The sequence below is a fragment of the Micromonospora inaquosa genome (assembly GCF_003857055.1).
Lineage (GTDB): Bacteria > Actinomycetota > Actinomycetes > Mycobacteriales > Micromonosporaceae > Micromonospora > Micromonospora inaquosa.
In genome coordinates this window covers 1-21,787 of record NZ_QGSZ01000218.1, presented here as the reverse complement: position 1 = coordinate 21,787, position 21,787 = coordinate 1, and the positions used below count along the sequence as shown (strand labels likewise).

Here is a 21,787-nt window from a genome sequence, read left to right as displayed (position 1 = left end):
GTGGCCGGGTTGCCGGTCACGTCTTCGGCGAAGGTCACGTCGCGGATCCAGTGCACGTTGTTCTCGATGGTCCAGTGTTCGCGGGCCAAGCGGCGATTGGCGCTGTTGCGTTGCCGGATCGACGGACGGGTTGTGAGGGTGTGGTGCCCGCAATCGCCCTGGTAGCGGTGCTCCACAATGGGGTTTCATGTCTCTGTCAGGGTGGCCGGTTTGAAGGATCCAGGATGGGCAAGCTGGCGGGATCTGCTTGCCCGTGGGTCGGGCGGGCCGCCGACTCGAAGTCCGGTGGCGATTGGGCCACTCGGAGTGGGTTCGGTCTGCTCGGTCAGCCATCACGGTGGCCGACGTGGATGGCCAGGATTGCTGGTGTAGTTCGGCGTTCTTTGGAACCTTGCCGAGAATTGAGCAGGCGAGTGCCGGTTGAGTCTTTCGCTCAACCGGCACTCGCCTGCTGCTCCACGTATCGCTGTTATAGGTGTGGCGTTTCGCCTGTCTTCGCCTCGGCGGGCGTGTCAGGAGTTTCGTTGGTCGTTTGTTGACTATGGCGGGCTGTTGGCTCAGTTGGCGTGAGGCGGTTGGGTAAGAATGCGGGGACGGGCAATGGGTCCCGTAGAACCCAGCGACGGCCAAAACATCGATCCCGTCAGCCAATTACCTGTCTCGGTGGTCGGGCCAGAGCCGGATGAGGTACTGCTCGATGCCGTCGAGGCTCCGCCAGTTGGCGAGGGCGTCGTCGGATGAGACCGAGAGGTTCGCCGCGCTTACTCTGGCGGCCTCCTGCTGCACCTCGGGCCGGCCGGTGTGTCCGAGCACGACTCCGTAGCGACCCGGACCGCCGGGTAGGTCGACGGCCGGTACGTCAAGCGGAAAGCTCGGATCCGCTTCCACGACGAGTTGGCGCGTGGCGATTTCCATGGTGGCCCTCGCCTCCCAGTGCCAGGGCGGCTCTTCGGCGGGAATGGTGTCGAGGACCTCGATGCGGACCCTGGGCCGGCTCATCTGGTGTGCACCGCGCACAAGGAGGATGCCGCCAGCGGCAGCGCAGAGACGTCCGCGGCGGGTGCCGGGAATGCGGGACGCCTGAAAGGCCGCCAGCCGAGCTTCGAAGCTTTCGGCATTGACGTCTCGGACCAGGAACAGTCCGTTGTCGCTGGGGATGACAGCGTCAACGACGGCCGGCATGGCTTGGCTCCTTTCGAACCGCGCTGGGGGCCCCACCTCTATGCGAGCTGGGAACTCCTCAGCTGCGATTAGCCGTCGATGGCGACGAAGAACGGATCGCGATCAAGGATGCGATCGGCCTGGTAGAACCGGATGTTCACGTAGAGGTTTCCGGATTCCTGGTTGTCCACTTCGCCGATGAGTCGGGCTGAGCCGCGCCATGTACGCCAGCCTTCGGGGTCGCCGGTGGAGGCGCTGCCGGTGTAGGTGCCCTCCCTTGTGGAGGCGAAGGGGTACTCGTCACAGTTGAGGTTAGGGTTTCGAGGCGCCATCGCCCACACGTCGACGCCCACCTTGGCGGCGTAATCCCGGTTCTTGCCTCGCAGGGTCTCATCGACGAGTCGGTGCAGCGGTCGTTGGTTGGGCCCAGCGGCGCCTTGTACCCCCAGGCGGGCTCTTGCCTACAAATGACGGGAAGGTGCGTGCGACGTTGTGCAAAGCGTCGTCGATCCGAACCCTGCTGCGGGCCCTGACCAAAGCCCTCGCCGACCTCGACGCCGAACCACAGGACGGCACCATCACGCTGGCCACGCAGCTGCGTAACGACCTGGATGAGGATGCACCCCAACCAACCTCGTGGCCGCCTACATGGCCTCCGGGAACATGACCAGCCGCTAGCGGCTTCGACGGCGCCGGTGGCTATCCTGCAGCGATGCTGACGCAGCGCCTGGCGGTGATTTGGTGACGACGTACCGTCGTCGCGGGCATTGGCGAACAACTTCGGGCGGTACCCGGCACTGGGTAGCCACCCACAACGTGAGCCGTTCGTCGGCCCGGTCCTCCGCGCCGCCTCGGCGGACCTACCCGAGACCATCATCATCAACGCCGTCGAGCAGTGCGGTGGGGTGGATCAGCCCGAACGCCCGCTGCCCCCTCTGCGGCGCGTCGGTCTACTTCTACGCCAACGAGCAGGGCAGCCGCGTCTTCTTCGATGAGCTGGGACCGCCGTGGCCCAAGCATCCGTGCACCGACAACCCCACCCGCCAGGTGACCACGGCGGGTGGTCGACAGGCACCGAGCCCTCGCGACTTCAGCATCGCGCAGCGACCGAGCGGCATGCGCGATCGCCGATGGAAGCCTTACGTGGTCAAGGACATCACGATCGAGGACGGTCAGCCGCAGATCACTCTTCGGCCGCTCAACGGGGCTGGACGAGGAACCTCTTGGACAGTTTCGGAGCTGTTGCCCCTACGAGCGCATGACGTTGTCTTCGTGCGGGCGGACCAGATGTCCTATTTCGACAGAGACGCGTTCGAACCCGCAGTCGCCGAGAATGCCAGGCGTGCCGCTACGATCGCCCAGAAGTTGATCACCGAACGGGATAAGGAGCACGTTCTGGCGACGCTTACCGCGCGAGTCGACGCAGGCGAGATGACACTTGACGGGATGACCGATGCAACGGTCGCCGTCCACGCCGCCCGAACTCGCGGCGAGCTCGCTGACGCACTCAAGCTCAGAGTCACCGACCTGAAGGTCGCGCCGCCTCGCCCCGGCGACCTGTGGCTACTCGCGATCGCGTTCGCGCTCATGGCCGGGGCGACCAGCGCCGCCGAAGGCGGGCCTTCCTTCCTGATGATGCTTCCCGGCTTGCTGCTCATGGCGACGGCGGTCTACCGTCTCAACCCGGACATGGAGCGTGGGCCTAGAATCCTCCTTGCCGTGGTGACCGCCCTGGTGGCGATCTGTCCCGCTGGAGTGCTCGGCGGTGCGATCCAGGTCGAGATCCTCCATCGCTGACCGCCATCATGAACCGCAGAGCCTCGAATCGCGATACGACGAATCGTCGCGATCTCCGAATGTTAATCAAGGCGATACCCAAGCTGACAGTGTCACGCGCGCTGGTAGCCTGACGCGGCTCGCGCGGGAGGTGGTCTGCCGGTGCTCCGGATGGGGTTGCGTAGGTTAGTCGCGGTAGTGGCCGTGTGCATGGTGACCGCGTGTGGTTCCCCAACGGCTCATACCGCGGATCGATCAGCGGGCGACACGATCCCCTCCAAGGCCCCGGCGACCAGTTCGTCCACAGCCACGAGGCCGACTCTCCCAGCAGTACCGGCGACAGGCGGATCCGGCTACTCCGCGACGCTGTCCGCACGCTTGGTGTCCACGGAGTCAGTGCCGCCCGGATTCACTGTGGAGATCGCGACAGCCATGCCGTCGGACGCTGGAGATCAGCGCTCAGGTGTCGACGTGTCCTGTTCGGACGGCGTGATCCCGCTGCTGTCGGCCAGGCGGCTCACCGGGACTCCGTCAGCGATGGCCGCAGCCACCCTCAGCTATGACGCGGATCCCGATTGGCTCTGGGTGGGAACCGAAGTCCTCAGGGCCTACGCCGATGACGGCGCACGACGAGCAATGACCGACCTGCGAAACTTCATCGGCCGTTGCCCCACCGTCGTCGTATCGTCCGGCCTTGGCGTGGGCGACAGGCACCGCTTTGCAGTGGCGCCAGGGCCGCTGTTGGGCGATGACAGTATTCACGTCAGCTGCAGCGCGACGTCCGGTTCTGGCACGTTGGAATGCGACAGCGTACTCGTCCGGATCGGAACCACTCTGGTGGTGGTCCAGGAGGAGGGCAACGAACCCGGCGGCGATGAGTACCTCTTCCAGCTCGCCGAAGCTGCGCTCCGCAGATACCAGACGACCGGATCCTGAATGTCCTTACGCGCCCCCGATGCCATTGCCGTTTGCGACCTGGTTCCCTAGGCAGGAGTATGGTCTACCCGGCTAATGCCGAATTGCCCGACTCGTAGGCCCCCGTCAGCGAGAAGTCAGCGAGATGCGCGAGCGTTAACTGCATCGATCCGCCTTTGCAAGGCAGGCGTCCGGGACCCAGACCACCGTCGGTGCGCTGGGTGGTATCCGGAGATCATCGGGCACAGATCCGACACAGCCGACAGCGACAACGCATGCGAAACGTCGAGAGGCATCGAGGAACGCGATCCAGGCCAAGGGGCCGCCGGGTCCAGTGTGGATCTGCCAGCACCCAGCGGTGCAGGGGTTCAAGCCCCTTGGACTGACTCCTCCAACCTCTTACCCGCGTAAGCATCAACCTGCGCCAGCAGGTCATCCCAGAGCCGAACCCCAACTCCTAGGGCAGGTACTTTCACGGCATCGCGGTGTGAAGCACGAACAGGATCCCGCACAACACTCTGCGGTCGTCGAGGGGCTCACGCCCGGGGAACCGGTGCCGGCGTGGTGGTCGGGGTGGCAACAGTGGTTCGATCTCGGCCCAGAGTTCGTCCGAGACGATCCACGGCGGCTGCTCACCCCTCCTCACGTTCAGCCAGAACGATCCTCGTGTCCCGCGGACACGCCCACCATCGTTTCGTCAGGGGTTCTTAGTGTTGGTGTCGATGGTGTAGACCACGTCTGGCCCGACGTCATGGCGGGTGATGCCGGGTACGTCGGGGATGTCAAGCAGTGGTTCGTACGGGGTACCGTGGACCCGGTCGCGCAGCAGGACGACGCTGCGGATGCCGAGCTGGTGCAACCGATCCAAGGCCGCCTGGCTGGGGAAGGTCGCCATAACGTCGCGGATCGCCTGACGGTTGGGTGTGGTGTAGCTGGCCGCACCGTTGACCATGGTGGGAAAACCGTTGGTCGACCAAAGTAGGACGTTGAGGTCGATGCCGTCGTTGGACGGCAATACCATGATCGGAGCGTGCGCGGAGGCTAGCGCCATCGCGGCCGGTTCGGCTGGGGTTTGGGGGTGGTCCAGGTCAGGCAGGCCCTCAGCTAGCACGAGGACCAGCAACGGAACGGTCAGCAGCCGTGCCGCACTCACCGACCACATCGGCTTGGCGCCTCTGCGAGCCACCTCGGCCAGGTGGGTCACCAGGCCGGCCGCGAGGATGGCCAGGCAGAGAGTGGGCCACAAGATCAACCGGCCCGGTGTACGGGATCCATCGAACCCGGGCACGTGAAGATAGAGCAGGCGGTAGATCGGCCCGTTCGTGCCCAGCGCGAGCAACACTCCGACGACTGCCCCAAACAGCAGCAGAAGCCGTTGCACCGGTGACCAGCGGGATAGGAACAGGCCGGCGAAGGCCAGTAGATACAGTGCATACCCGCATAGCAGCACTTTCTCAGTCGATGCGTATCCAAGATCGGTGCGGGCGTCGTTGTGCAGGGTGCCCCAGGGCAGCGAGGACTGCGGCGCCACGAGAAGCCCGCGCAGTGTCGGGGAGAAAAACGCGACGTAGTCCCAGTCCCGGGTGACATTTGGGTTGAGCTCGCGCACGTGTTGGTACGCGTACGCGAAGTATCCGGTCACCGCGGTGAAGACCAGCCCGCCGATCAGATCACCGACGATCAGCCGGCGGTTGAGGCGTGGGCGGTGGATCAGCCAGGCGATCAGTGTGATCAGGCAGAGGGCGGCGAGGACGTATACGAAGCCCAGCCCCACGCCGAAGCCTAGGCTGACCTGCCAGGCCGCGACCAGCCAGCCAGCGAACGCCCAGCCCGGCCGGACTCGTTCGGCAAGGTAGCCGCGGGTGAACGAGAGTCCGTGGCCGCGCGCCAGCATCGCCAGGGCAAGAGTGATACCGCCGGTGGAGAGAATATTCAAATGGCCGGCGTGGCCGTAGCGCCAGGGCGCGTAGGCGAGGGCGGCCCCGGCTACCGCGGCGGCGACCTTGTTCGCGCCAAGCTGGCGCAGGAGCGCGTAGCCGCCGAGGAAGGCGAGCGCGAAAGCCAGCACGAACAGGATGTTGTAGCGCAGCACGGCGCCGACTACACCGTTGCCTATCAGCCCTGCCGGGGCATAGCCGAGCAGGCTGTCGTTCAGGGCTAGGCCGTACGTGTCGGGATAAAAAGCGTTGGTATCCCACAGGCCACGCAGACCGTGGGTGAGAGCGTGGCCACCCCATCCCACCAGCCATGCTTGGGCCGTCGGGTCACCCACGTCACCGACGATGGTGTGGGCCGGGTCGGCGATCGGCACCGTCTTGGCGCCGGCAGTCAGCACGCGAACCGCGTACGGCGGAATCAGCCAGATCATCGCGACAGCGAGGAGCACCGAGCCGAGGCTCGCGATACTCAGTTCCCGCCGATGGTCCCCACGTGTCAGCCAGTCCCTCGTGCCTCGACTGGCACGTGCGAGTCGGCCAGTTTGTCCGAGCTCGCTGAGCGTGACGGCTGATGTGGGGCTTTCTGCCGGTGGCTCTACCTGCGTCATCACATCTACCCTCACTTTTGAACCGCCGCAGTAAATCATGAGCAGGGCGGCGCATAGAGTCAAGGCATCGACCAATGTCGTTCAGGTGGCCGGGCCTTACGCTGTTTATCAAAGTCGTCGTGTCATGCAGGAGTCGCGATCGGTGCAGCGGCGAATCTTGCCGCTGTCGGAACAGGACACGCCAGGGTTGCTGCAGGCCCTCACCCGGGTTCCGGACCCACGGGACGCCGGCGGCCGGATCCATCCGCTGCAGGGACTGCTCGCGATCGCGATCGCGACGGTGGTTTCGGGATCGAGCCGCGTCGTGGAGATCGTCGAATGGGCCGCCGACCTGCCGGACGCGGCGTGGGACTGTCTCGGTGCAACCCGCGACGCGTTCACCCGTGCCCGGCGGGTGTCTGACGACAGCACCCTGTCCCGGATACTGACCGGTATCGACGCCGACGCCCTCGATGCTGCGGTGTGCCGCTGGCTGCTCAGCCGGGCGGGTCTGACCGGGGCCGGCAGACGAGTGATCGCGGTCGACGGCAGGACACTGCGCGGCAGTGGGCCGACCGGGGCCCAGGTGCACCCCGGTGCAGATTCCGGGACGACTGATCGTACAGAGCTGCGTCGGAGTAGCCGACCTCCCGCTGATCGGCTGATCGACATTCCCAGCGCCCTGTAGGGCCGGTCGACGTTCCGATGGTGACGTTGCGTAATGGATGACCTACCAGCGACGCGCGGCTCGGCGCTCAGATCTGCTGATGATCGCCTACTCGCAACGGGAAGCCGCCCGGAGACCGACTGGGGCACTGCTATGCGAGCCCGGACGGGAAGCGGATCTACGGCAAGCCGACCGGTGGCTGCCGGCCCGCCGAGAAGTGGGGCCGGTAGCCAGATCGAGCACTACTGGCGCTCCATGCGCTGCTTGTCCTTGAGCCCCTTGTCGGGGCATGCGTCGGGGCCGGCTGTGACCCGGCTCAGCAGCTCCCGCAGCGTGTCCCGCTCGGCCGCGGAAAGGTCGGCGAAGAGTTCGTCCTCGACCTCGGTGAACGTGGCTTCGAGGGCATTTAGGGTGCGACCGCCGCTCGGCGTGATCTCGACGATGTGCCGGCGCCGGTCGGACGGATCGCGGCGTCGGTGGATCAGCTCGGCGCGCTCCAGTTCGTTGAGGATCGTCACGAGCACGCTCGGATCGACCTCCAGCAGGTCGACCAGGACCTGCTGACATGCCGGCTCGGATCCCAGGTAGGTCAGCACCATGGTGTGCCGGGGGGTCAACCGGTTCGCGCCGAGGGCCGTACGCAGCCGGGCATCGGTGAGTGAGCCGCGTTTGGCCAGCAACAGGCTGAGTCGGCTCGTCGGGTCGCCTCGGCCGGATCGTTCCACATCGAGCACGGTAACAGGATTCGCACTATCCACACCATCGAGACTGTTGATAGCATTCAATGACCGACATACTTCGATAGTGGAGAGCCATGAATATTGCCTACATCGTCACGGCGGTCCTGGTGTCTGCCCTGCTGGTGTTCACCGCGCGCAACAAGCTGGTCCGGCAGAAGGACGTCGTCGAGACCCTGGTCCGGGTCGGGGTTCCGGAACGGATGTTCCCGGTGCTCGCGGCCCTGCAACTGCTCGGAGCCGCCGGCCTGCTGATCGGGATCTTCCTTCGCCCGCTCGGCATCGCCGCGGCGGTCGGTGTGGTGCTGTTCTTCCTTGGTGCGGTCATCTCCCACCTGCGGGCGAACGACGCCAAGAACGCCCCCATGCCGGCCGTGTTCACCGTGATCTCGGCCGTCCCGCTCGTCCTGGGTCTGGCTACCGTTTGACTGCCGTCCCGTGTCCGCCGGGGGGCCTCCGGACCACCGGCGGACGCGCGGTGCGGCCGGCGGCCCGGAGGCCCGGAGGCCTTGGTCCGCGCCGCCGGCCGGCTCCCTAGCCGCTGGCGGATGTCCCGCCCATGCCGGTCCGCCGTCACCCGTGTCCGAACCGGAAGCCGACGCCGCGCACGGTGACCACCCAACTGCTGGCGCCGAGCTTGTTCCGCAGCGTCCCGACGTGCGTGTCGACCGTCCGCCGCGACCACGAGTCACCCCAGATCTCCCGTATCAGGCGTTTACGCGGGATGACCGTGGTGGGGTGCGACGCCAGCAGGTGCAGCAGGTCGAACTCCTTGCGGGTCAGGTCGACCGGGCGGCCACCGAGCCGTACCTGCCGTGCGCTCGCGTCGATCTCCAGCGGCCCGTGGCAGATCGTGCGGGCGACCTGGGCCCGGGGCCGGATGCGGCGCATGACCGCGTCCATCCGGGCCAGCAGTTCGCGGAATCCGTACGGCTTGACCAGATAGTCGTCGGCACCTGCCTGGAGGCCGAGCACCCGGTCGAGTTCCGCGCCGCGGGCGGTGACCGCGATTATCGGGGTGTCGCAGGCGGACCGGATGCCCCGGCACACCTCCAACCCGTCCAGGTCCGGCAACTCGAGGTCGAGCAGGACGATGTCCGCCTCGTCGTACGCCTGCAGCGCGGCCATGCCGGAATCGACGCTCGCCACCTCGTGGCCGTGCCGGCGCAGTCCGCGCGCGAGCGTCTCGGCCTCCGCCCGATTGTTCTCCACCACCAGTACTCTCTGGCGGGTGAGTTGGCCAGTGAGGCTTCGTCGGTTCTCCGAGCGGTCCCCCTCCGCTGGGACCGGCCTTTCCCCTTCACAAGCACAGCGTTCGTCGAGCTCGAGAAAGTTCGATGACTGCCGCATTTCTCCCTCAATCATGACCTTTTACGGTTCGTGGAAGTTGCTCCGACCCTACAGATGTTTACGCGAGCCTGTCAATTATGTCTATCAATGACTGGGATGTTGCCATTCTGCAACTCGGCAGTCAAAAAATCGACAATTGCGGCGGTGCTGCTCTGAACTGCTGGTACCCGGCTCGGCGAGAATGCCCAGCGGTATGTGCCGCCAGCGCTCTGCGAATTTCTTGTAGCGCCTATCCGGCCTGGTGCCGAAGGTCGTACGTCGGCTCGGCGTCACCCTTCGCGCCCGCCGTACTGCAGCAGACCGGTCGCCCCGTCCAGGGCGTCGCCGCCGGCCGCGCGTGCGGGGGGCACGACACGGTACGCGGCCGGGGCGCCTGCGGGGCAGGTCAGTTGGCGACGTACGCCGCCCGGCGTCTCAGGTCGTCCCGGTTCAACGCGTCGATCAGCGAGGTGGCCAGGTCGGCGTACGTCAGGGTGCGGGCCTTCGGCAGCGGCCGCCCGGGGCTGATCCGGTACCCGCCCACCGGCGGCTTCTCCACCAGCCGGGGCGGACGCAGCGAAGTCCAGTCGGTCCCGCTCTCGGCCAGCAGTGCCTCCATCCGCCGCATGTCCTGGTACGTCGCGCCGAAGAAGCGCTCCAGGATCGGCATGACGACGTACCGGTCGAAGGCCGCTTGGTCCTGGCGAGGTCCGACCGGGGAGGCGGCAACCACCACGATGCGCTTGGTGCCGTGCAGGCCCATCGCATGCAGCAGGTTGCCGGTGCCTTGCGAGTAGGTCACCGTCGCCTCACGTGAGGTGCCGATTCCGAGTGTGGAGATGACGGCGTCCACCTCGGACAGCGCGTCGACCACCCGGCCCCGGTCCAGCACATCCACCTCGACGGTGGTCAGCCGCTGGTCCCGCCGCGACGACTGCTGTGGCTGACGGGCCAGGGCGGTGACGCCGTGACCGCGGGCCAGTGCCTGTTCGACCACCAGCCGACCGGTCCGGCCGTTTGCTCCCACAACGGCGATTCTCATGGCACTCCGATCTCATGACGCGCAACGAGTCGATGGTCTTCATGCCGGGCCACGACCCATCGCCCCGACACGACGGGTACTCACTGTCGCGAGTACGCGGTATCAGAAGCCGGGAAACGCTTTGCGCAGGTCGTCGAGGGTGAGTCTGGCGGTGTCGACCGAGATGCCCGCCGGCGTGTGCTCCGGTGCGAGACGTCCGGCGGTCAGCCGCAGGAAGGCCTCCGCCGGAATGTCGAGCACCGGTGCGGGGTCCGCCGGCGCGGTCACCAGGCTCACCGTCTCGCCCAGATCGAGGCCGAGCAGGCGGTCCGGGTCGGTGGTCCGGACGGTCAGCACCGTCCGGTCACCGCCGAGCGCGTCGGTGCGGCCGATCCAACCGATGAGCAGCCGCAGGGGCTCGAAGAGGAACTCGACCGCCTCCGGCGCCAGTGTCGCCGCCCGGTCGAACACCACCGCGACGTCCCAGGTGTGCAGGGTGAACTCGTTGAGCCGCAACGATGCGAGAGTGAGCACGTCCACCGGCTCGGGCAGGAACCCCAGGTCGCTCCGCAGGTTGTCGCGCCGCAACCGGTCGAGCCCTTCGAACCGGCGCACCAGAACCTCGTTGGACGTGACGAAGTCGTCGGCCTGCCGCCGCGGGGACAGTGCATTCCACCGATCCCAGACCGACTCCCGAAAGTGCGGCTCGGGCGCGTCGGCATCGCCCAGCGCGGCGTCCAGCGCGGCCAGCATGATCTCGGCGCCGCTGCCCAGGTGGCTCAGCACGTCGGCGATCGTCCACTCGCTCGCCGCCGATCTGCCGGTGAGTTGCGGCTCGGTGAATCCGGACGCCAGCCCCGCGAGGGTCTGGTGTCCGGTGCGCAGAGCGGCGATTGCCTGGTCGACTCGCCCCGTCATGGCTGGTACGGGTTCTCGGTCCGCGCGTCCAGCAGGGCCTCACCCCACCAGCCGAGCTGGTTGAGCAGATCCCTCGCGGCCAGTTGCGCGGGCTCCGGGTCGGCCAACGTGCCGTCCTCCTGGAACAGTTCCCAGTAGTTGGCGAAGCTGACGCAGTTGCGCACGGTGACCGAGTGCATCTCGGCGAAGATCAGACGTAGCTGCTCGACCGCCCGAAGGCCACCGGACATCGCACCGTACGAGACGAATCCGATCGGCTTGGCCCGCCACTCAGTGTAGTGCCAGTCGATGAGCGCTTTGATCGACGCGGGGAAGCTGTGGTTGTATTCCGGAGTCACGATGATGAATGCGTCTGCATCGTTGAGTGCCGCGGTGAGCTCGGCCATCGCAGCCGGCCGGGTGTCGGTGGTCGCGATCGCCGGTGGCTCGGGTCCGAGCACGAGCGGTAGGTCGACCTCGGCCAGATCGACCAGGTGCACCTTGAACGTGCCGTGCTGCTGGGCCTGCTCGGTGATCCAGTTCGCGACGATCGGGCCGAAGCGTCCCTCCCGGACGCTGCCAACAATGATCGCCAATCTCAACGTCTTTCCTGACATTGCCGTCCCCCTTGATGGATCTTGCTGGCGGGTGGGCACCGGTCATGCTGGTGCCCCACGCCTCCCCACGTATTCTGTGGACCGCCCCACGGTCCAGCCAGTCCCCGCTGAGGCTGGCACTGACAGGGCGACCTTCGCTACGTCATCGGCATGGCTGGCGCGGAGTTGACATCAACCCGACGAAACTTCGCCAAGACTTGAAGATCGCGGCCTTGACCGCCCCGAGGACTTCCCCGAAAACTGGTACCGGCAATTCTATTGGCCATCGCCGGTATGTTACCGACCGGTTCCTCGCATTTCTGAAGTCTCGCATTGCGCGTTCCGCCGCCGTAGTCCGATAAACCGGGAAGGCTGCTCGATGTGACTGTCGCGACCGCAACCCCCACATCCGACGTCGACCTTTACTCCGACGAATCCGTGCTGGCCCCGTACGACAATTATCGAGCGCTACGGGGCCTCGGCCCGGCGGTCTGGTTGAGCAGGTACCAGGTGTGGGCGATGGCCCGGCACGCCGAGGTCTACGCCGCGCTGCACGACTACGAGACCTTCTCTTCCGGGTCCGGCGTCGGACTGAGCGAGGAGCTCAACCGGGTGATGGCCGGTGGCACCATCGGCAGCGATCCGCCGGACCACGACCGGCTGCGCCGGGTCATCGGCCGGCAGCTCACCCCGAAGGCACTGCGCCAGCACCAGGATCACGTGCAGCACAAGGCCAAGGTGCTGGTCGAGGAGCTCGTCGAGCGCGGCTCGTTCGACGCGGTACCGGAATTCGCGCAGAAGTTCCCCGTCTCGATGGTCCCGGACCTGCTCGGCTGGCCCGAGAACGAAACCGGCAACCTGCTCGCCTGGGCCTCCGCCGGGTTCAATGCGCTGGGACCGATGAACGAGCGCACCATGAGCGGCTTCCCGGTGCTCAAGGGCCTGTGGGAGTTCCTCGACCAGCTCGCCACCTCACGTAACCTGCGCTCGGACAGTTGGGGCGCCAACCTGGTCGCGGCGGTCGACTCCGGCGAGGTCGAAGCGAGCAAGCTGTCCGTGCTGCTCGGCGACTTCCTGGTGCCGTCGCTGGACACCACGGTCAGCGCGCTGGCCAGCGCGATCTGGTTGTTCGGGCACAACCCGGAGCAGTGGCGCAAGGTCCGCGCCGACCCGTCGCTCATCACTGCCGCGTTCAACGAGGTGGTCCGGCTGGAGACCCCCGCCCGCGGGTTCTGCCGGCTGGTGACCAAGGACCACGAGCTGCCCGACGGGACGACACTGCAGGCCGGCAGCCGCCTGTTCCTGCTGTACGCCGCCGCCAACCGCGACGAGCGGGTCTTCACCGACCCGGACGCCTTCGACGTCACCCGGCACAACGTGGCCAGCCACCTCGCCTTCGGGCACGGCATCCACGGCTGCGTCGGCCAGGGTCTGGCCCGGCTGGAGGCGCACGCGCTCCTGCACGAGCTGGCCGCCCGGGTCGAGCACATCGAGGTCGGGGAGGCGACCTGGCGCCGCCACAACACCATCCGCGGCCTGGCCGCGCTGCCCACGACTCTGCACACCTGACAGATCCCGAACATCCACTTGGCGAGGTGGTCCTGATGCGCATTACCGTTGACCGCGACCGGTGCGAGGGACATGGCGTGTGCGAGACAGCCGCCCCGGAGCTGTTCCTCATCGACGACGAGGGCGACCTGGTCTTCCACTTCGAGGGGCGGGAGATTCCCGAGGAACAGCGGGCGCCCGCCACGAACTCCGTGCTCACCTGCCCGGTCGCCGCGCTCAAGCTGGAGGGCTGACGCCATGCCGGCCACGGCTGCGCAATCGGTGTTCCGTCCCGCGTCCACGCGTACCCTCGACCTGATCGCCCGGCTCAATCGGGACCAGCGCTGCAACTTCCTGATGGCGAGCAACTACGTCAACCCGTCGGCGGCCAAGCTCGGCTACCTGCTGGACGACCTGGTGCACGTCGGACCGCACGGCCCACGGGTCAGCTACCTGCTCAGCTCCGGTCTGGAGGCGCTGTCCGCGGCCATCAAGCTGACCCGGCACACCGCCGTCCGCGACGGGCGGGACAACGGCGGATGGGTCCTGCTGCTCGATCCGCGGAACCGGTACCAGGACTTCATGGATCCCCTCGGTGCGGGTACGGACGCCGCGCTGATCCCGCACGTGGTCAGCGCGGCGACCGCCGACGAGGCGGCCCGCCGGTACGCGGGCACCCCGTGGACGGGCGTGATCGTGGTCCGCGAACCGGACACCGACCTGGATGACCCCCGGCTGCGGGAACTGCTGCGCGACTGCCGGCAGGGCGGCGGGATGGTCGTCCTGTGCTGCGGCGACCTGGAGCTGACCGGCCCGGACATCTTCGCCAACCCGATCGACGCGGACGCGGTGGTGTTCGGCGAGACCATGGCCGACCGGCAGGTGCCGTTCGGCGCGCTGACCATGGCCGACGAGGCGCAGAAGATCTGGCGCAACCACACCGACTGCTTCGCGCACACCTCCACCTATGGTGGCAACGTCGTCTGCGCCGAGGTGGTGTTGGACGTGCTCGACCGGGCAGGCGTGATCAACGACCGGCATCGGAAGGTGATGGCGCAGATCGAGGCCGACCCGGCGACCACTGTCGAGTACTGGGGTCGACACATCAACCCGACCGTCGCCGACATGGCCAAGACGTTCAACCTGAACGTGGACGTACGCCGGGCGGCCGGCGGGCGGCTGACCGTCGGCGACGGCCGGGACGTGATCGACTGCGCCGGCGGCTTCGGCAGCAACCTGCGCGGCCACAACCCGCCCGACCTGGTACCCGAGGTGCTCCAGCGGCACGACCCGGACCACGACTACCTCGTCGACCTGGAACGGGAACTGGCCGGGTTGACCGGACTCGCGCATGCCTTCCCGTCGGTCAGCGGGGCCATCGGCAACCACCTGGCGGTGACCCTGGCCGCCCTGGCCCGGCCGGCCCGCCGTACCGTGCTGACGTTCCGGGGCAACTACGGCGGTAAGACGCTGTTCTCACTCAACCTGAGCAAGTACGGCCCGCAGAAGACGGAGTCGGTCGAGGACGCGTTCCGGCCGTACTACGCGAAACTCGTCTATCTGGATCCGTTCGCGCCGGACGCGGTGGCGCAGTTCGAGCGGGTGGCCCGCGAGGGCGACCTGGCCCTGGTGTGGTTCGAGCTGATCCAGGGTGCATCCTGCCGGATGCTGCCGACCGAACTGCTGACCGCGATCGACCAGCTCCGCGACGAGCTGGGCTACCTGGTCGGCGTGGACGAGGTCCTCACCGGCGGCTGGCGCAGCGGCACCCACTACCTGGCCCACCAGGACGCGATTCGGCGGGCCGACGTCGTCAGCCTGGGCAAGACGATCAGCGACATGACCATGCCGGCGGCGGTGGTCATGGTCTCCGACGAGGTGTACCGGCAGGCCAACGAGACCGACCCGGAGCAGGTGACCCGGCTGCGGCACGCGCACCACCACAACCTCGGCGCGCACATCTCGGTACACGCCCTGCGGGCGATGGACCCGGAGACGGTGGCCGGGCTCCAGAGCGCGTACGCCGAACTGCGTGCCGCGCTCGACGCGACCTGCCGGGAGTCGAAGGTGCTCGGCCCGGTCGCGGGCCGGGGCGCGCACATGCGGTTGACCATGGCCGGGCGAGGGCTGTCGTTCCCGCAGGGCTCGGTCCCGCACACCCTGCTCACCCTCGCCCTGGCGGACCTGATCTTCCAGCGCGGCAACGTGTACGTGCCACTGCTGGCGATCCGGCACCGGGTCGCGGCAGACCCGCTCGACCTCAAGGACCTGGCCGCCCGGATCGAGGCCGGCACCCGGGGCCTCACCGCGCCGATGATCTACCGGCACGCCCTGGGCTGTCTGCTGGGCCAGAAGTCGCCGCTGCTCGGCCGCCTGCTCAAGGGCCGGGCAACGACGTGCCAGGTGCAGGCCGGGGACGTCCGCCGCGCCCCGTCCACCCGGTCCTGACGCCCCGGTGCCCGCGGCGGCTCCGCCCGTGGGCGACCGACTGCCGGGCCACCCGGCGACCGCCACGAACCACGACAGACCCCGGCCCGACACCCCGGCCGAGGCTCGACACAAGGAGGGCGTACCTGTCATGCAGGTCGAGAACACCGAACTCCCACCGGCCATGCAGGTGCTCAAATTGGCCACCGCGAGCTGGATGGCGTCGGCGGTGAGCGCTGCCGCCGAGCTGGGCGTGGCCGACCACCTCGGCTCCGGTGCCCGGACCGTCAAGGACCTTGCCGACGCGGTCGGGGCGCACGAGCAGACGCTCTACCGGCTGCTGCGCGCCTGCGCCGACGTCGGTCTGTTCCAGGAGTTGCCCGACCGCATCTTCGCCCTCACCGAGGTCGGCGAGGCGCTGCGCAGCGATTCGCCGCACTCGCTGCGCAACTTCGCCCGCTGGGTGGCCCTGCCGGCCGACCGGCACACCTGGGACGGCCTGGCGCAGACCGTCCGCACCGGTGAGCCCGCGTTCGCCGACATCCACGGGGTCGAGGTGTGGGAGCACTTCCGGGACAACCCGGACGTGGCCGAGATCTTCGACAACGCGATGACCGAACTGTCCCGCCAGGTGATCGCGCCGACCGTGGCCGCGTACGACTTCAGTGGCTTCCGCCGGATCGTCGACGTCGGCGGCGGCCACGGCACCCTGCTCGCGCAGATCCTCACCGCCGTGCCGCCCGCCCGCGGGGTGCTGTTCGACCAGCCCGAGGTGATCGAGGACGCCGGTGCGCCGTTGGACGCCGCCGGGTTACGCGACCGTGCCGAACTCGTCGCCGGCGACTTCTTCGAGGCGGTGCCCGCCGACGGCGACGCGTACGTGCTGTCGAACGTCATCCACGACTGGGACGACGAGCCGTCCCGGCAGATCCTGGCCAACATCCGAGAGGTGATGGCCCCCGACGCCCGGGTGCTGCTGATCGAGGCCGTGCTGCCGGACGACACCAACCCGTCGCTGACGGTGAAGCTGATGGACCTGGACATGCTCGTGATCAGCGGCGGCCGCCAGCGCAGCGGGGCCCAGTTCGATGCGCTGTTCCAGCAGGTCGGGCTGAAGTTGTCGCGGATCGTCAGCGGCGGTCTGTGCAGCGTCGTCGAGGCCACCCGGGCCTGAGCGGGGGCGGGGATCCACCGGGACCGGTACGGACACCAGGAGAGGAATTCGAGATGCCGTTCATCAGGGCCGGAGACGGGTACCTGGCCGTCTTCAACATGTTCACCTGCAACACCGCCGAGGAGCAGGAGCGGATCGTCGACGAGATGAAGGCGATCGTCGACAGCGCCGACTACCCCGGCTGGGTCTCGTCGACCGTGCACGGCGCGGTCGACTCGCCGGGTACCGCGAACTACGTGCAGTGGCGCAGCCTGGCCGACCTGGAGGCGCGCTACGCCGGGGCCAGGTACCAGCAGAACGTGGTGCCCCTGTTCCAGCAGATCGCCACCTCGGTGCGGCTGCTCAAGACCGAGGCGGTCTTCGTCCAGCACCACGAGGACCAGGGCTACCTCGAGATCGGCCCGCACCGCGACGACCACACCGTGATCATCGTGATGGAGTGCGCGCCGGAGAACCAACAGGCCCTCGTCGACGCCCTCGGGCAGCGCGACGAGTGGCTGATGACCGTGCCCGGCTACCGCGCGCACGCGATCTGCCGGGGCGTCGACGGGACGTTCATCATCCTGTACGCCCAGTGGGAGAGCAAGGAGCACTACGACGCCTTCCACCACCTGCCCGAGTCGCAGCGACCGGAGGAAGTGCAGCGGATCCGGGCGTTCACCGACACCATCGTCACCGAGCGCCGGGCCAACACGTACCGACCCGTCCACTCCCGTTCCGCGGTCCCGGCCGCCCCGGTCGGCTAGGAGGATCCGATGACCCGTGCCACCAACGAGGCCACCCTGAGCAGGGCGATCGAGGCGATCAACGCTGGTGACGTCGACGCCGGGGTGAACGCGCTGTTCGCCGAAGGGGCCGTGGACCACGACCCGGCCCCGGGCCAGGGACCGGGTCGCGCCGGCTTCCTCGCCTTCTTCCGTACCCTCAGCACCGCCTTCCCGGACCTGCGCCTGGAGCGTCGGTACCTGACCGCGAACGACGACCACGTGTCGATGGCCTTCACCGTGTCCGGGACCCACGAGGGCGACTTCGACGGGGTGCCACCGTCCGGCCGAAGCTTCAAGGTCAGCGGCGTGGAGATCTTCCGGTTCGTCGCCGGCCAGGTGGTCGAGCGGTGGGGGCTCACCGACGACATGAGCCTCCTCAGCCAGCTCGGCCTGCTCTCCCCGCCCGAGCACTAGTGGACACCGCAGGTCTCGTCGTCGTCGGGGCGTCCCTCGCCGGCCTGCGCGCGGTCGAGGCGGCCCGACTGATCGGCTACACCGGCCCGATCACGCTGATCGGCGCCGAACCACACCTGCCGTACGACCGGCCGCCTTTGTCCAAAGAGTTCCTCGACGGTCCGGAGGAACCCGAGACGCCGTACTTCCGGACCGAGGACTCGCTGCGTGTCGACCTCGGGGTCGACCTGCGGCTCGGCGCCCCGGCGACGGCCCTGGACCCGGATGGCCGCACGGTCACCGTGGCCCGCACCCCGATCCGGTACGACGCCCTGGTTCTGGCCACCGGGGCCGCTGCCCGCCCGCTGCCCGGCACAGCCGGAATGGCTGGCATGCACACCCTGCGTGGGCTCGATGACGCGAGGGCGATCCGGTCGGCGCTGGTGCCGGGCACCCGGATGGTGATCGTCGGCGCCGGGTTCATCGGCACCGAGATTGCCTGCGCGGCCCGGCGGCGAGGAGTCGCGGCGACCGTCGTGGAGGCCGCGCCGGCACCGCTGCTGCGGGCGGTCGGCGCCGAGTTCGGCCCGGTCCTCGGCGACGTGCTCCGCCGGCACGGCGTCGACCTGCGCTGCGGCGGCCCGGTGGCGGATCTCGTCGGCGAGGAACGGGTCCGCGCGGTCCGGCTCGCCGACGGTACCGAGCTACCGGCCGACCTGGTCGTGGTCGGCCTCGGCGCGGTACCCGCCACCGACTGGCTCGCCGATTCCGGACTGAAGCTGGACGACGGCGTGGTCTGCGACGAGACGCTGTCCACGGCGGTCGACTCGGTGTACGCCGCCGGCGACGTGGCGCGCTGGTTCAACCCGACGTTCGGGCAGGTCATGCGGTTGGAGAACTGGACCACGGCAGCCGAGCAGGCGACCGTCGCGGCCCGCAACGCGGTCGACCCGGACGGCAGGCGGTCCTGTGCCACGGTGCCGTACTTCTGGTCCGACTGGAACGGGGACAGGGTGCAGTTCGTCGGTCTGCCGGCGGGCGAGGAGACCGCGTTCGTCCGGGGTGGACCGGACACCGACGCCTTCCTGGCGCTGTACCGCCGCGGTGACCGGGTGATCGGCGCGCTCGGCCTCAACCAGCGACGCGCGGTGATCCGGCTGCGGAGCGCCATCGGGCGCGGCGCCGGCTGGGACGAGACCGTCGCGGCGCTGCGGGACTAACTTGATCTTTAACCTGCGGCCCCCGGCTACGACCCGAGGTCGGTCTGGAGCTTCTCCAGGCTGACCCGGGTCTGCTCCTCCGCCGGCAGGAGGATCACCAGCCGCAGCTCCGGATCGGACAGTTGCAACATCTCGAAGGAGAGTCGCAGCGTACCCAGCTCGGGGTGGGACAGCTCGCGGACTCCGGTCCGCCGGCTGCCGAGCGGCCGCCGCTGCCAGCGCTCGGTGAACGCCTCGCCGGCCCGGCGTGCCAGCCTCTGGGCGAACTCGTCCACCGCGGGATCGCCCCAGCGCAGCTCGTACAGGTCGGCGACGTGTTCGTCGGCGACCGTCTCCCAGTCCGGGTACGCGGTCCGGGCCCGGTCGTCGACGAAGGTGAACCACAGCACGTTCGGCGGGTCGCCGTCGAGCACGCCGAGCGGGCCGACCAGCCGCTCGTACGCCCCGGTCCAGGCCAGCAGGTCGCCCAGATGGTTGACCACGAAGCTCGGCGCCGGCTCGAGCTGGCGCAGCACGGCCTGGACCGTAGGCCGGACGGTACGCACGACATCACGGGTACGGGGGCCGAGCTCGATGCCGTAGGTGACCGCGGCAAGCCGGTGCAGGTATTCGGTGTCCTCCTCGCTGAGCAGCAGCGCCCGCGCCAACGCTCGCAGCACCCTGGCCGAGGGTCGGGTGTCCCGACCCTGCTCCAGCCGAGCCAGATATTCGACGCTCACGTCGGCGAGGGTGGCGAGTTCGGCGCGGCGCAGACCGGGGGTACGCCGGCCGGCACTGACCGGAAGTCCGACCTGGGCGGGGCGTACGGCCTCTCGGCGGCTGCGCAGGAAGGCCCCCAGTTCTCCCGCCAACATGCGGTCAAGTATGCCAGCCGAGGGTGGCACCACGGGGGATACGATCAACCCGGCCTCCCTGAGCACGCGCTTTCCACCAGACGATGAGGGCTCTGCCCGGCAACGTCGCACGCGTGAAGGAAGCCATGAGCACAACCGACACAGTCACTCCGGCACGGGCCGGGCGCAGGGAATGGCTCGGTCTGGCCATCCTCTCTCTACCCGCCCTGCTCGTCTCGATGGACCTGACCGTGCTGCACCTGGCCGCCCCGACGATCAGCGCGGACCTTCGGCCCACCGCCGCACAACTGCTGTGGATCGTCGACATCTACGGCTTCCTGATCGCCGGCTTCCTCATCACCATGGGTACCCTCGGCGACCGGATCGGCCGCCGCCTGCTCCTGCTGATCGGCGCCGCCGCATTCGGAGTGGCCTCGGTGGTCGCCGCTTTCTCGCCCAACGCCGAGACGCTGATCGCCGCTCGGGCCCTGCTCGGCGTCGCCGGCGCGACGCTGGCACCGTCGACGGTGGCGCTGATCCGCAACATGTTCCACGACCCGGCCCAGCGCACCACAGCCATCTCGATCTGGTTCATGAGCTTCATGGCCGGCTCCGCGGTCGGACCGCTGATCGGCGGGGCCCTGCTCGAAGTGGCCTGGTGGGGGTCGACGTTCCTGATCGGCGTACCGGTGATGGTGCTGCTGCTCGCGTTCGGGCCGGTGCTGCTGCCCGAGCACCGCGCCCCGCTGCCGGGCCGCATGGACCTGCTCGGCGCGCTGACCGCGCTGGGAGCGATCCTCAGCATCGTGTACGGGCTGAAGCGGGTAGCCGAGGACGGGTTGACCGTCACACCGCTGGTGACGGTCGCGGTCGGTCTCGTCCTCGGCACCGTGTTCCTACGCCGGCAGCGGACCGTCGCCGCACCGCTGCTCGACCTCGACCTGTTCCGGCTGCGCACCGTCAGCGTGTCCGTGCTCGCCCTGACCATCGGCGCGGTGGCGGTCGGCGGGGTGGGCTACCTCAGCGCGCAGTACCTGCAACTGGTGGCCGACCAGTCGCCGATCATGGCCGGGCTGTGGATGCTGCCGCCGCTGCTCATCGGCATCGTCACCACGATCGTCACGCCGATCGTCGGGCGCCGGATCGGGCCGGGTGCAAAGACCACCCTGGGGCTCGTCGTCGCCGCGATCGGGCTGCTCGTGGTGAGCCGGACGAACGACGACTCCGGCGTCGGGTACGTGGTGGCCGGGCTGGTGCTCCTGTTCGGCGGGATCATGCCGGTGCTGGCGCTGGGCGTGGACATCGTGGTCGCCGCGGCGCCGCCGGCGCGTACCGGTGCCGCGTCCGCGATCACCGAGACCGCGCAGGAACTCGGCATCGCCCTGGGTATCGCCGTGCTGGGCAGCATCAGCACCGCCATCTACCGGCAGCAGATGCGGGACGTGGTGCCGCCGGAGGGGGTGCCGGCGGACGCGGTGCAGGCGGCCCGGTCCACCCTCGGTGCCGCGGGCGAAGTGTCCGCCCGACTCGGCCCGGCGCTGCTGGAAAGCGCCGAGCGGGCGTTCACCGACGGTATGCGGTTGGCGGCGGTGGTCAGCGCGGTGCTGCTGATGATCACCGCGATCATCGCCGCCGTCACGCTGCGCCGGATCCGGGCGACCGGCGGTGGCCCGCACTAGTAGTGCTTTGTTAGGTTCTGTGGCGTTTGTTGCGGTGTAACGGCTTCACGGGTTGGTGGCAGGTGAGGCAGGCGCCGGTCCAGGTCGCGAGGAGTCGTTGCAGCTCGCGGATGACCGCGTAGA

21 protein-coding genes and 1 pseudogene are annotated in these 21,787 nt (G+C 68.4%); 12 read left to right on the top strand and 10 right to left on the bottom strand.

Features of this window, described 5'->3' with window-relative positions:
• Positions 1–651: 651 nt before the first annotated feature.
• Positions 652–1,182 (bottom strand): hypothetical protein, encoded by a 531-nt coding sequence (locus DLJ59_RS17465; RefSeq protein WP_124773703.1) that lies wholly within the window; start codon positions 1,180–1,182, stop codon positions 652–654.
• Positions 1,183–1,250: 68 nt separating this feature from the next.
• On the bottom strand, positions 1,251–1,514 hold the full coding sequence (locus tag DLJ59_RS17460; RefSeq protein WP_244236083.1) for a NucA/NucB deoxyribonuclease domain-containing protein: 264 nt from the start codon (positions 1,512–1,514) through the stop codon (positions 1,251–1,253).
• Positions 1,515–2,061: 547 nt separating this feature from the next.
• Between DLJ59_RS17460 and DLJ59_RS17455 the strand changes: the two genes are divergently transcribed.
• The gene (locus DLJ59_RS17455; RefSeq protein WP_124773701.1) at positions 2,062–2,958 is read left to right on the top strand and encodes a DUF1707 domain-containing protein; all 897 of its coding nucleotides are present in this window, start codon (positions 2,062–2,064) and stop codon (positions 2,956–2,958) included.
• A gap of 393 nt (positions 2,959–3,351) precedes the next feature.
• Positions 3,352–3,873 (top strand): hypothetical protein, encoded by a 522-nt coding sequence (locus DLJ59_RS17450; RefSeq protein WP_124773700.1) that lies wholly within the window; start codon positions 3,352–3,354, stop codon positions 3,871–3,873.
• Positions 3,874–4,327: 454 nt separating this feature from the next.
• Here the strand turns inward: DLJ59_RS17450 and DLJ59_RS17445 are convergent.
• Together DLJ59_RS17445 and DLJ59_RS17440 are read right to left on the bottom strand one after the other, a co-directional pair.
• Positions 4,328–4,471 (bottom strand): annotated as a pseudogene (locus DLJ59_RS17445) (transposase); the annotation flags it as partial.
• Positions 4,472–4,549: 78 nt separating this feature from the next.
• Positions 4,550–6,238 (bottom strand): hypothetical protein, encoded by a 1,689-nt coding sequence (locus DLJ59_RS17440; protein ID WP_244236082.1) that lies wholly within the window; start codon positions 6,236–6,238, stop codon positions 4,550–4,552.
• Positions 6,239–6,434: 196 nt separating this feature from the next.
• Between DLJ59_RS17440 and DLJ59_RS17435 the strand changes: the two genes are divergently transcribed.
• Positions 6,435–7,064, top strand: a complete 630-nt coding sequence (locus DLJ59_RS17435; RefSeq protein ID WP_244236081.1) for a transposase family protein — start codon at positions 6,435–6,437, stop codon at positions 7,062–7,064.
• Positions 7,065–7,285: 221 nt separating this feature from the next.
• On the opposite strand, the gene DLJ59_RS17430 is transcribed toward DLJ59_RS17435, so the two are convergent.
• Positions 7,286–7,777 carry a MarR family winged helix-turn-helix transcriptional regulator gene (locus tag DLJ59_RS17430; RefSeq protein ID WP_208648738.1) on the bottom strand — a complete coding sequence of 164 codons (492 nt, stop codon included), beginning with the start codon at positions 7,775–7,777 and terminating at the stop codon, positions 7,286–7,288.
• Positions 7,778–7,857: 80 nt separating this feature from the next.
• On the opposite strand from DLJ59_RS17430, the gene DLJ59_RS17425 reads away from it, so the two are divergent.
• Positions 7,858–8,208, top strand: coding sequence for a DoxX family protein (locus tag DLJ59_RS17425; RefSeq protein ID WP_124773698.1), 351 nt, complete (start codon positions 7,858–7,860; stop codon positions 8,206–8,208).
• Between the two features lie 145 nt (positions 8,209–8,353).
• On the opposite strand, the gene DLJ59_RS17420 is transcribed toward DLJ59_RS17425, so the two are convergent.
• The 4 genes from DLJ59_RS17420 to DLJ59_RS17405 form a co-directional block, all read right to left on the bottom strand.
• The gene (locus tag DLJ59_RS17420) at positions 8,354–8,995 is read right to left on the bottom strand and encodes a response regulator transcription factor (RefSeq protein WP_244236080.1); all 642 of its coding nucleotides are present in this window, start codon (positions 8,993–8,995) and stop codon (positions 8,354–8,356) included.
• A gap of 520 nt (positions 8,996–9,515) precedes the next feature.
• Positions 9,516–10,151, bottom strand: coding sequence for an NAD(P)-dependent oxidoreductase (locus DLJ59_RS17415; RefSeq protein ID WP_124773697.1), 636 nt, complete (start codon positions 10,149–10,151; stop codon positions 9,516–9,518).
• 102 nt (positions 10,152–10,253) lie between these two features.
• Complete coding sequence (locus tag DLJ59_RS17410) at positions 10,254–11,048, bottom strand: maleylpyruvate isomerase family mycothiol-dependent enzyme (protein ID WP_124773696.1); 795 nt, start codon at positions 11,046–11,048, stop codon at positions 10,254–10,256.
• Positions 11,045–11,629, bottom strand: coding sequence for an NADPH-dependent FMN reductase (locus tag DLJ59_RS17405; RefSeq protein WP_341869606.1), 585 nt, complete (start codon positions 11,627–11,629; stop codon positions 11,045–11,047). Before DLJ59_RS17405 ends, DLJ59_RS17410 begins: the two co-directional genes overlap by 4 nt.
• Before the next feature lie 375 nt (positions 11,630–12,004).
• Between DLJ59_RS17405 and DLJ59_RS17400 the strand changes: the two genes are divergently transcribed.
• The 7 genes from DLJ59_RS17400 (at position 12,005) to DLJ59_RS17370 (ending at position 19,152) form a co-directional block, all read left to right on the top strand.
• Positions 12,005–13,192: a cytochrome P450 gene (locus tag DLJ59_RS17400; protein WP_124773694.1), complete on the top strand. Its 1,188-nt coding sequence runs from the start codon at positions 12,005–12,007 to the stop codon at positions 13,190–13,192.
• Between the two features lie 35 nt (positions 13,193–13,227).
• On the top strand, positions 13,228–13,425 hold the full coding sequence (locus tag DLJ59_RS17395; protein ID WP_124773693.1) for a ferredoxin: 198 nt from the start codon (positions 13,228–13,230) through the stop codon (positions 13,423–13,425).
• 4 nt (positions 13,426–13,429) lie between these two features.
• Positions 13,430–15,619, top strand: a complete 2,190-nt coding sequence (locus DLJ59_RS17390) for an aminotransferase class III-fold pyridoxal phosphate-dependent enzyme (RefSeq protein ID WP_124773692.1) — start codon at positions 13,430–13,432, stop codon at positions 15,617–15,619.
• Between the two features lie 130 nt (positions 15,620–15,749).
• Positions 15,750–16,772, top strand: coding sequence for a methyltransferase (locus DLJ59_RS17385; RefSeq protein WP_124773691.1), 1,023 nt, complete (start codon positions 15,750–15,752; stop codon positions 16,770–16,772).
• A 53-nt stretch (positions 16,773–16,825) separates the two neighbouring features.
• Positions 16,826–17,518 (top strand): antibiotic biosynthesis monooxygenase family protein, encoded by a 693-nt coding sequence (locus DLJ59_RS17380; protein ID WP_124773690.1) that lies wholly within the window; start codon positions 16,826–16,828, stop codon positions 17,516–17,518.
• Between the two features lie 9 nt (positions 17,519–17,527).
• The gene (locus DLJ59_RS17375; RefSeq protein WP_124773689.1) at positions 17,528–17,953 is read left to right on the top strand and encodes an ester cyclase; all 426 of its coding nucleotides are present in this window, start codon (positions 17,528–17,530) and stop codon (positions 17,951–17,953) included.
• On the top strand, positions 17,953–19,152 hold the full coding sequence (locus DLJ59_RS17370) for an NAD(P)/FAD-dependent oxidoreductase (RefSeq protein ID WP_124773688.1): 1,200 nt from the start codon (positions 17,953–17,955) through the stop codon (positions 19,150–19,152). Before DLJ59_RS17375 ends, DLJ59_RS17370 begins: the two co-directional genes overlap by 1 nt.
• Positions 19,153–19,178: 26 nt before the next feature.
• On the opposite strand, the gene DLJ59_RS17365 is transcribed toward DLJ59_RS17370, so the two are convergent.
• Positions 19,179–20,006, bottom strand: coding sequence for a helix-turn-helix transcriptional regulator (locus DLJ59_RS17365; protein ID WP_124773687.1), 828 nt, complete (start codon positions 20,004–20,006; stop codon positions 19,179–19,181).
• 125 nt (positions 20,007–20,131) lie between these two features.
• On the opposite strand from DLJ59_RS17365, the gene DLJ59_RS17360 reads away from it, so the two are divergent.
• The gene (locus tag DLJ59_RS17360) at positions 20,132–21,664 is read left to right on the top strand and encodes an MFS transporter (RefSeq protein WP_124773686.1); all 1,533 of its coding nucleotides are present in this window, start codon (positions 20,132–20,134) and stop codon (positions 21,662–21,664) included.
• Positions 21,665–21,787 lie beyond the last annotated feature (123 nt).

Bases quoted from the DNA above. Each gene is read 5' to 3' on its own strand.
- DLJ59_RS17375 (WP_124773689.1), top strand. From the start codon at position 17,528: ATGACCCGTGCCACCAACGAGGCCACCCTGAGCAGGGCGATCGAGGCG.
- DLJ59_RS17380 (WP_124773690.1), top strand. From the start codon at position 16,826: ATGCCGTTCATCAGGGCCGGAGACGGGTACCTGGCCGTCTTCAACATG.
- DLJ59_RS17395 (WP_124773693.1), top strand. From the start codon at position 13,228: ATGCGCATTACCGTTGACCGCGACCGGTGCGAGGGACATGGCGTGTGC.
- DLJ59_RS17465 (WP_124773703.1), bottom strand. From the start codon at position 1,182: ATGCCGGCCGTCGTTGACGCTGTCATCCCCAGCGACAACGGACTGTTC.
- DLJ59_RS17360 (WP_124773686.1), top strand. From the start codon at position 20,132: ATGAGCACAACCGACACAGTCACTCCGGCACGGGCCGGGCGCAGGGAA.
- DLJ59_RS17415 (WP_124773697.1), bottom strand. From the start codon at position 10,151: ATGAGAATCGCCGTTGTGGGAGCAAACGGCCGGACCGGTCGGCTGGTG.
- DLJ59_RS17390 (WP_124773692.1), top strand. From the start codon at position 13,430: ATGCCGGCCACGGCTGCGCAATCGGTGTTCCGTCCCGCGTCCACGCGT.
- DLJ59_RS17425 (WP_124773698.1), top strand. From the start codon at position 7,858: ATGAATATTGCCTACATCGTCACGGCGGTCCTGGTGTCTGCCCTGCTG.
- DLJ59_RS17365 (WP_124773687.1), bottom strand. From the start codon at position 20,006: ATGTTGGCGGGAGAACTGGGGGCCTTCCTGCGCAGCCGCCGAGAGGCC.
- DLJ59_RS17435 (WP_244236081.1), top strand. From the start codon at position 6,435: ATGAGCAGGGCGGCGCATAGAGTCAAGGCATCGACCAATGTCGTTCAG.
- DLJ59_RS17385 (WP_124773691.1), top strand. From the start codon at position 15,750: ATGCAGGTCGAGAACACCGAACTCCCACCGGCCATGCAGGTGCTCAAA.
- DLJ59_RS17410 (WP_124773696.1), bottom strand. From the start codon at position 11,048: ATGACGGGGCGAGTCGACCAGGCAATCGCCGCTCTGCGCACCGGACAC.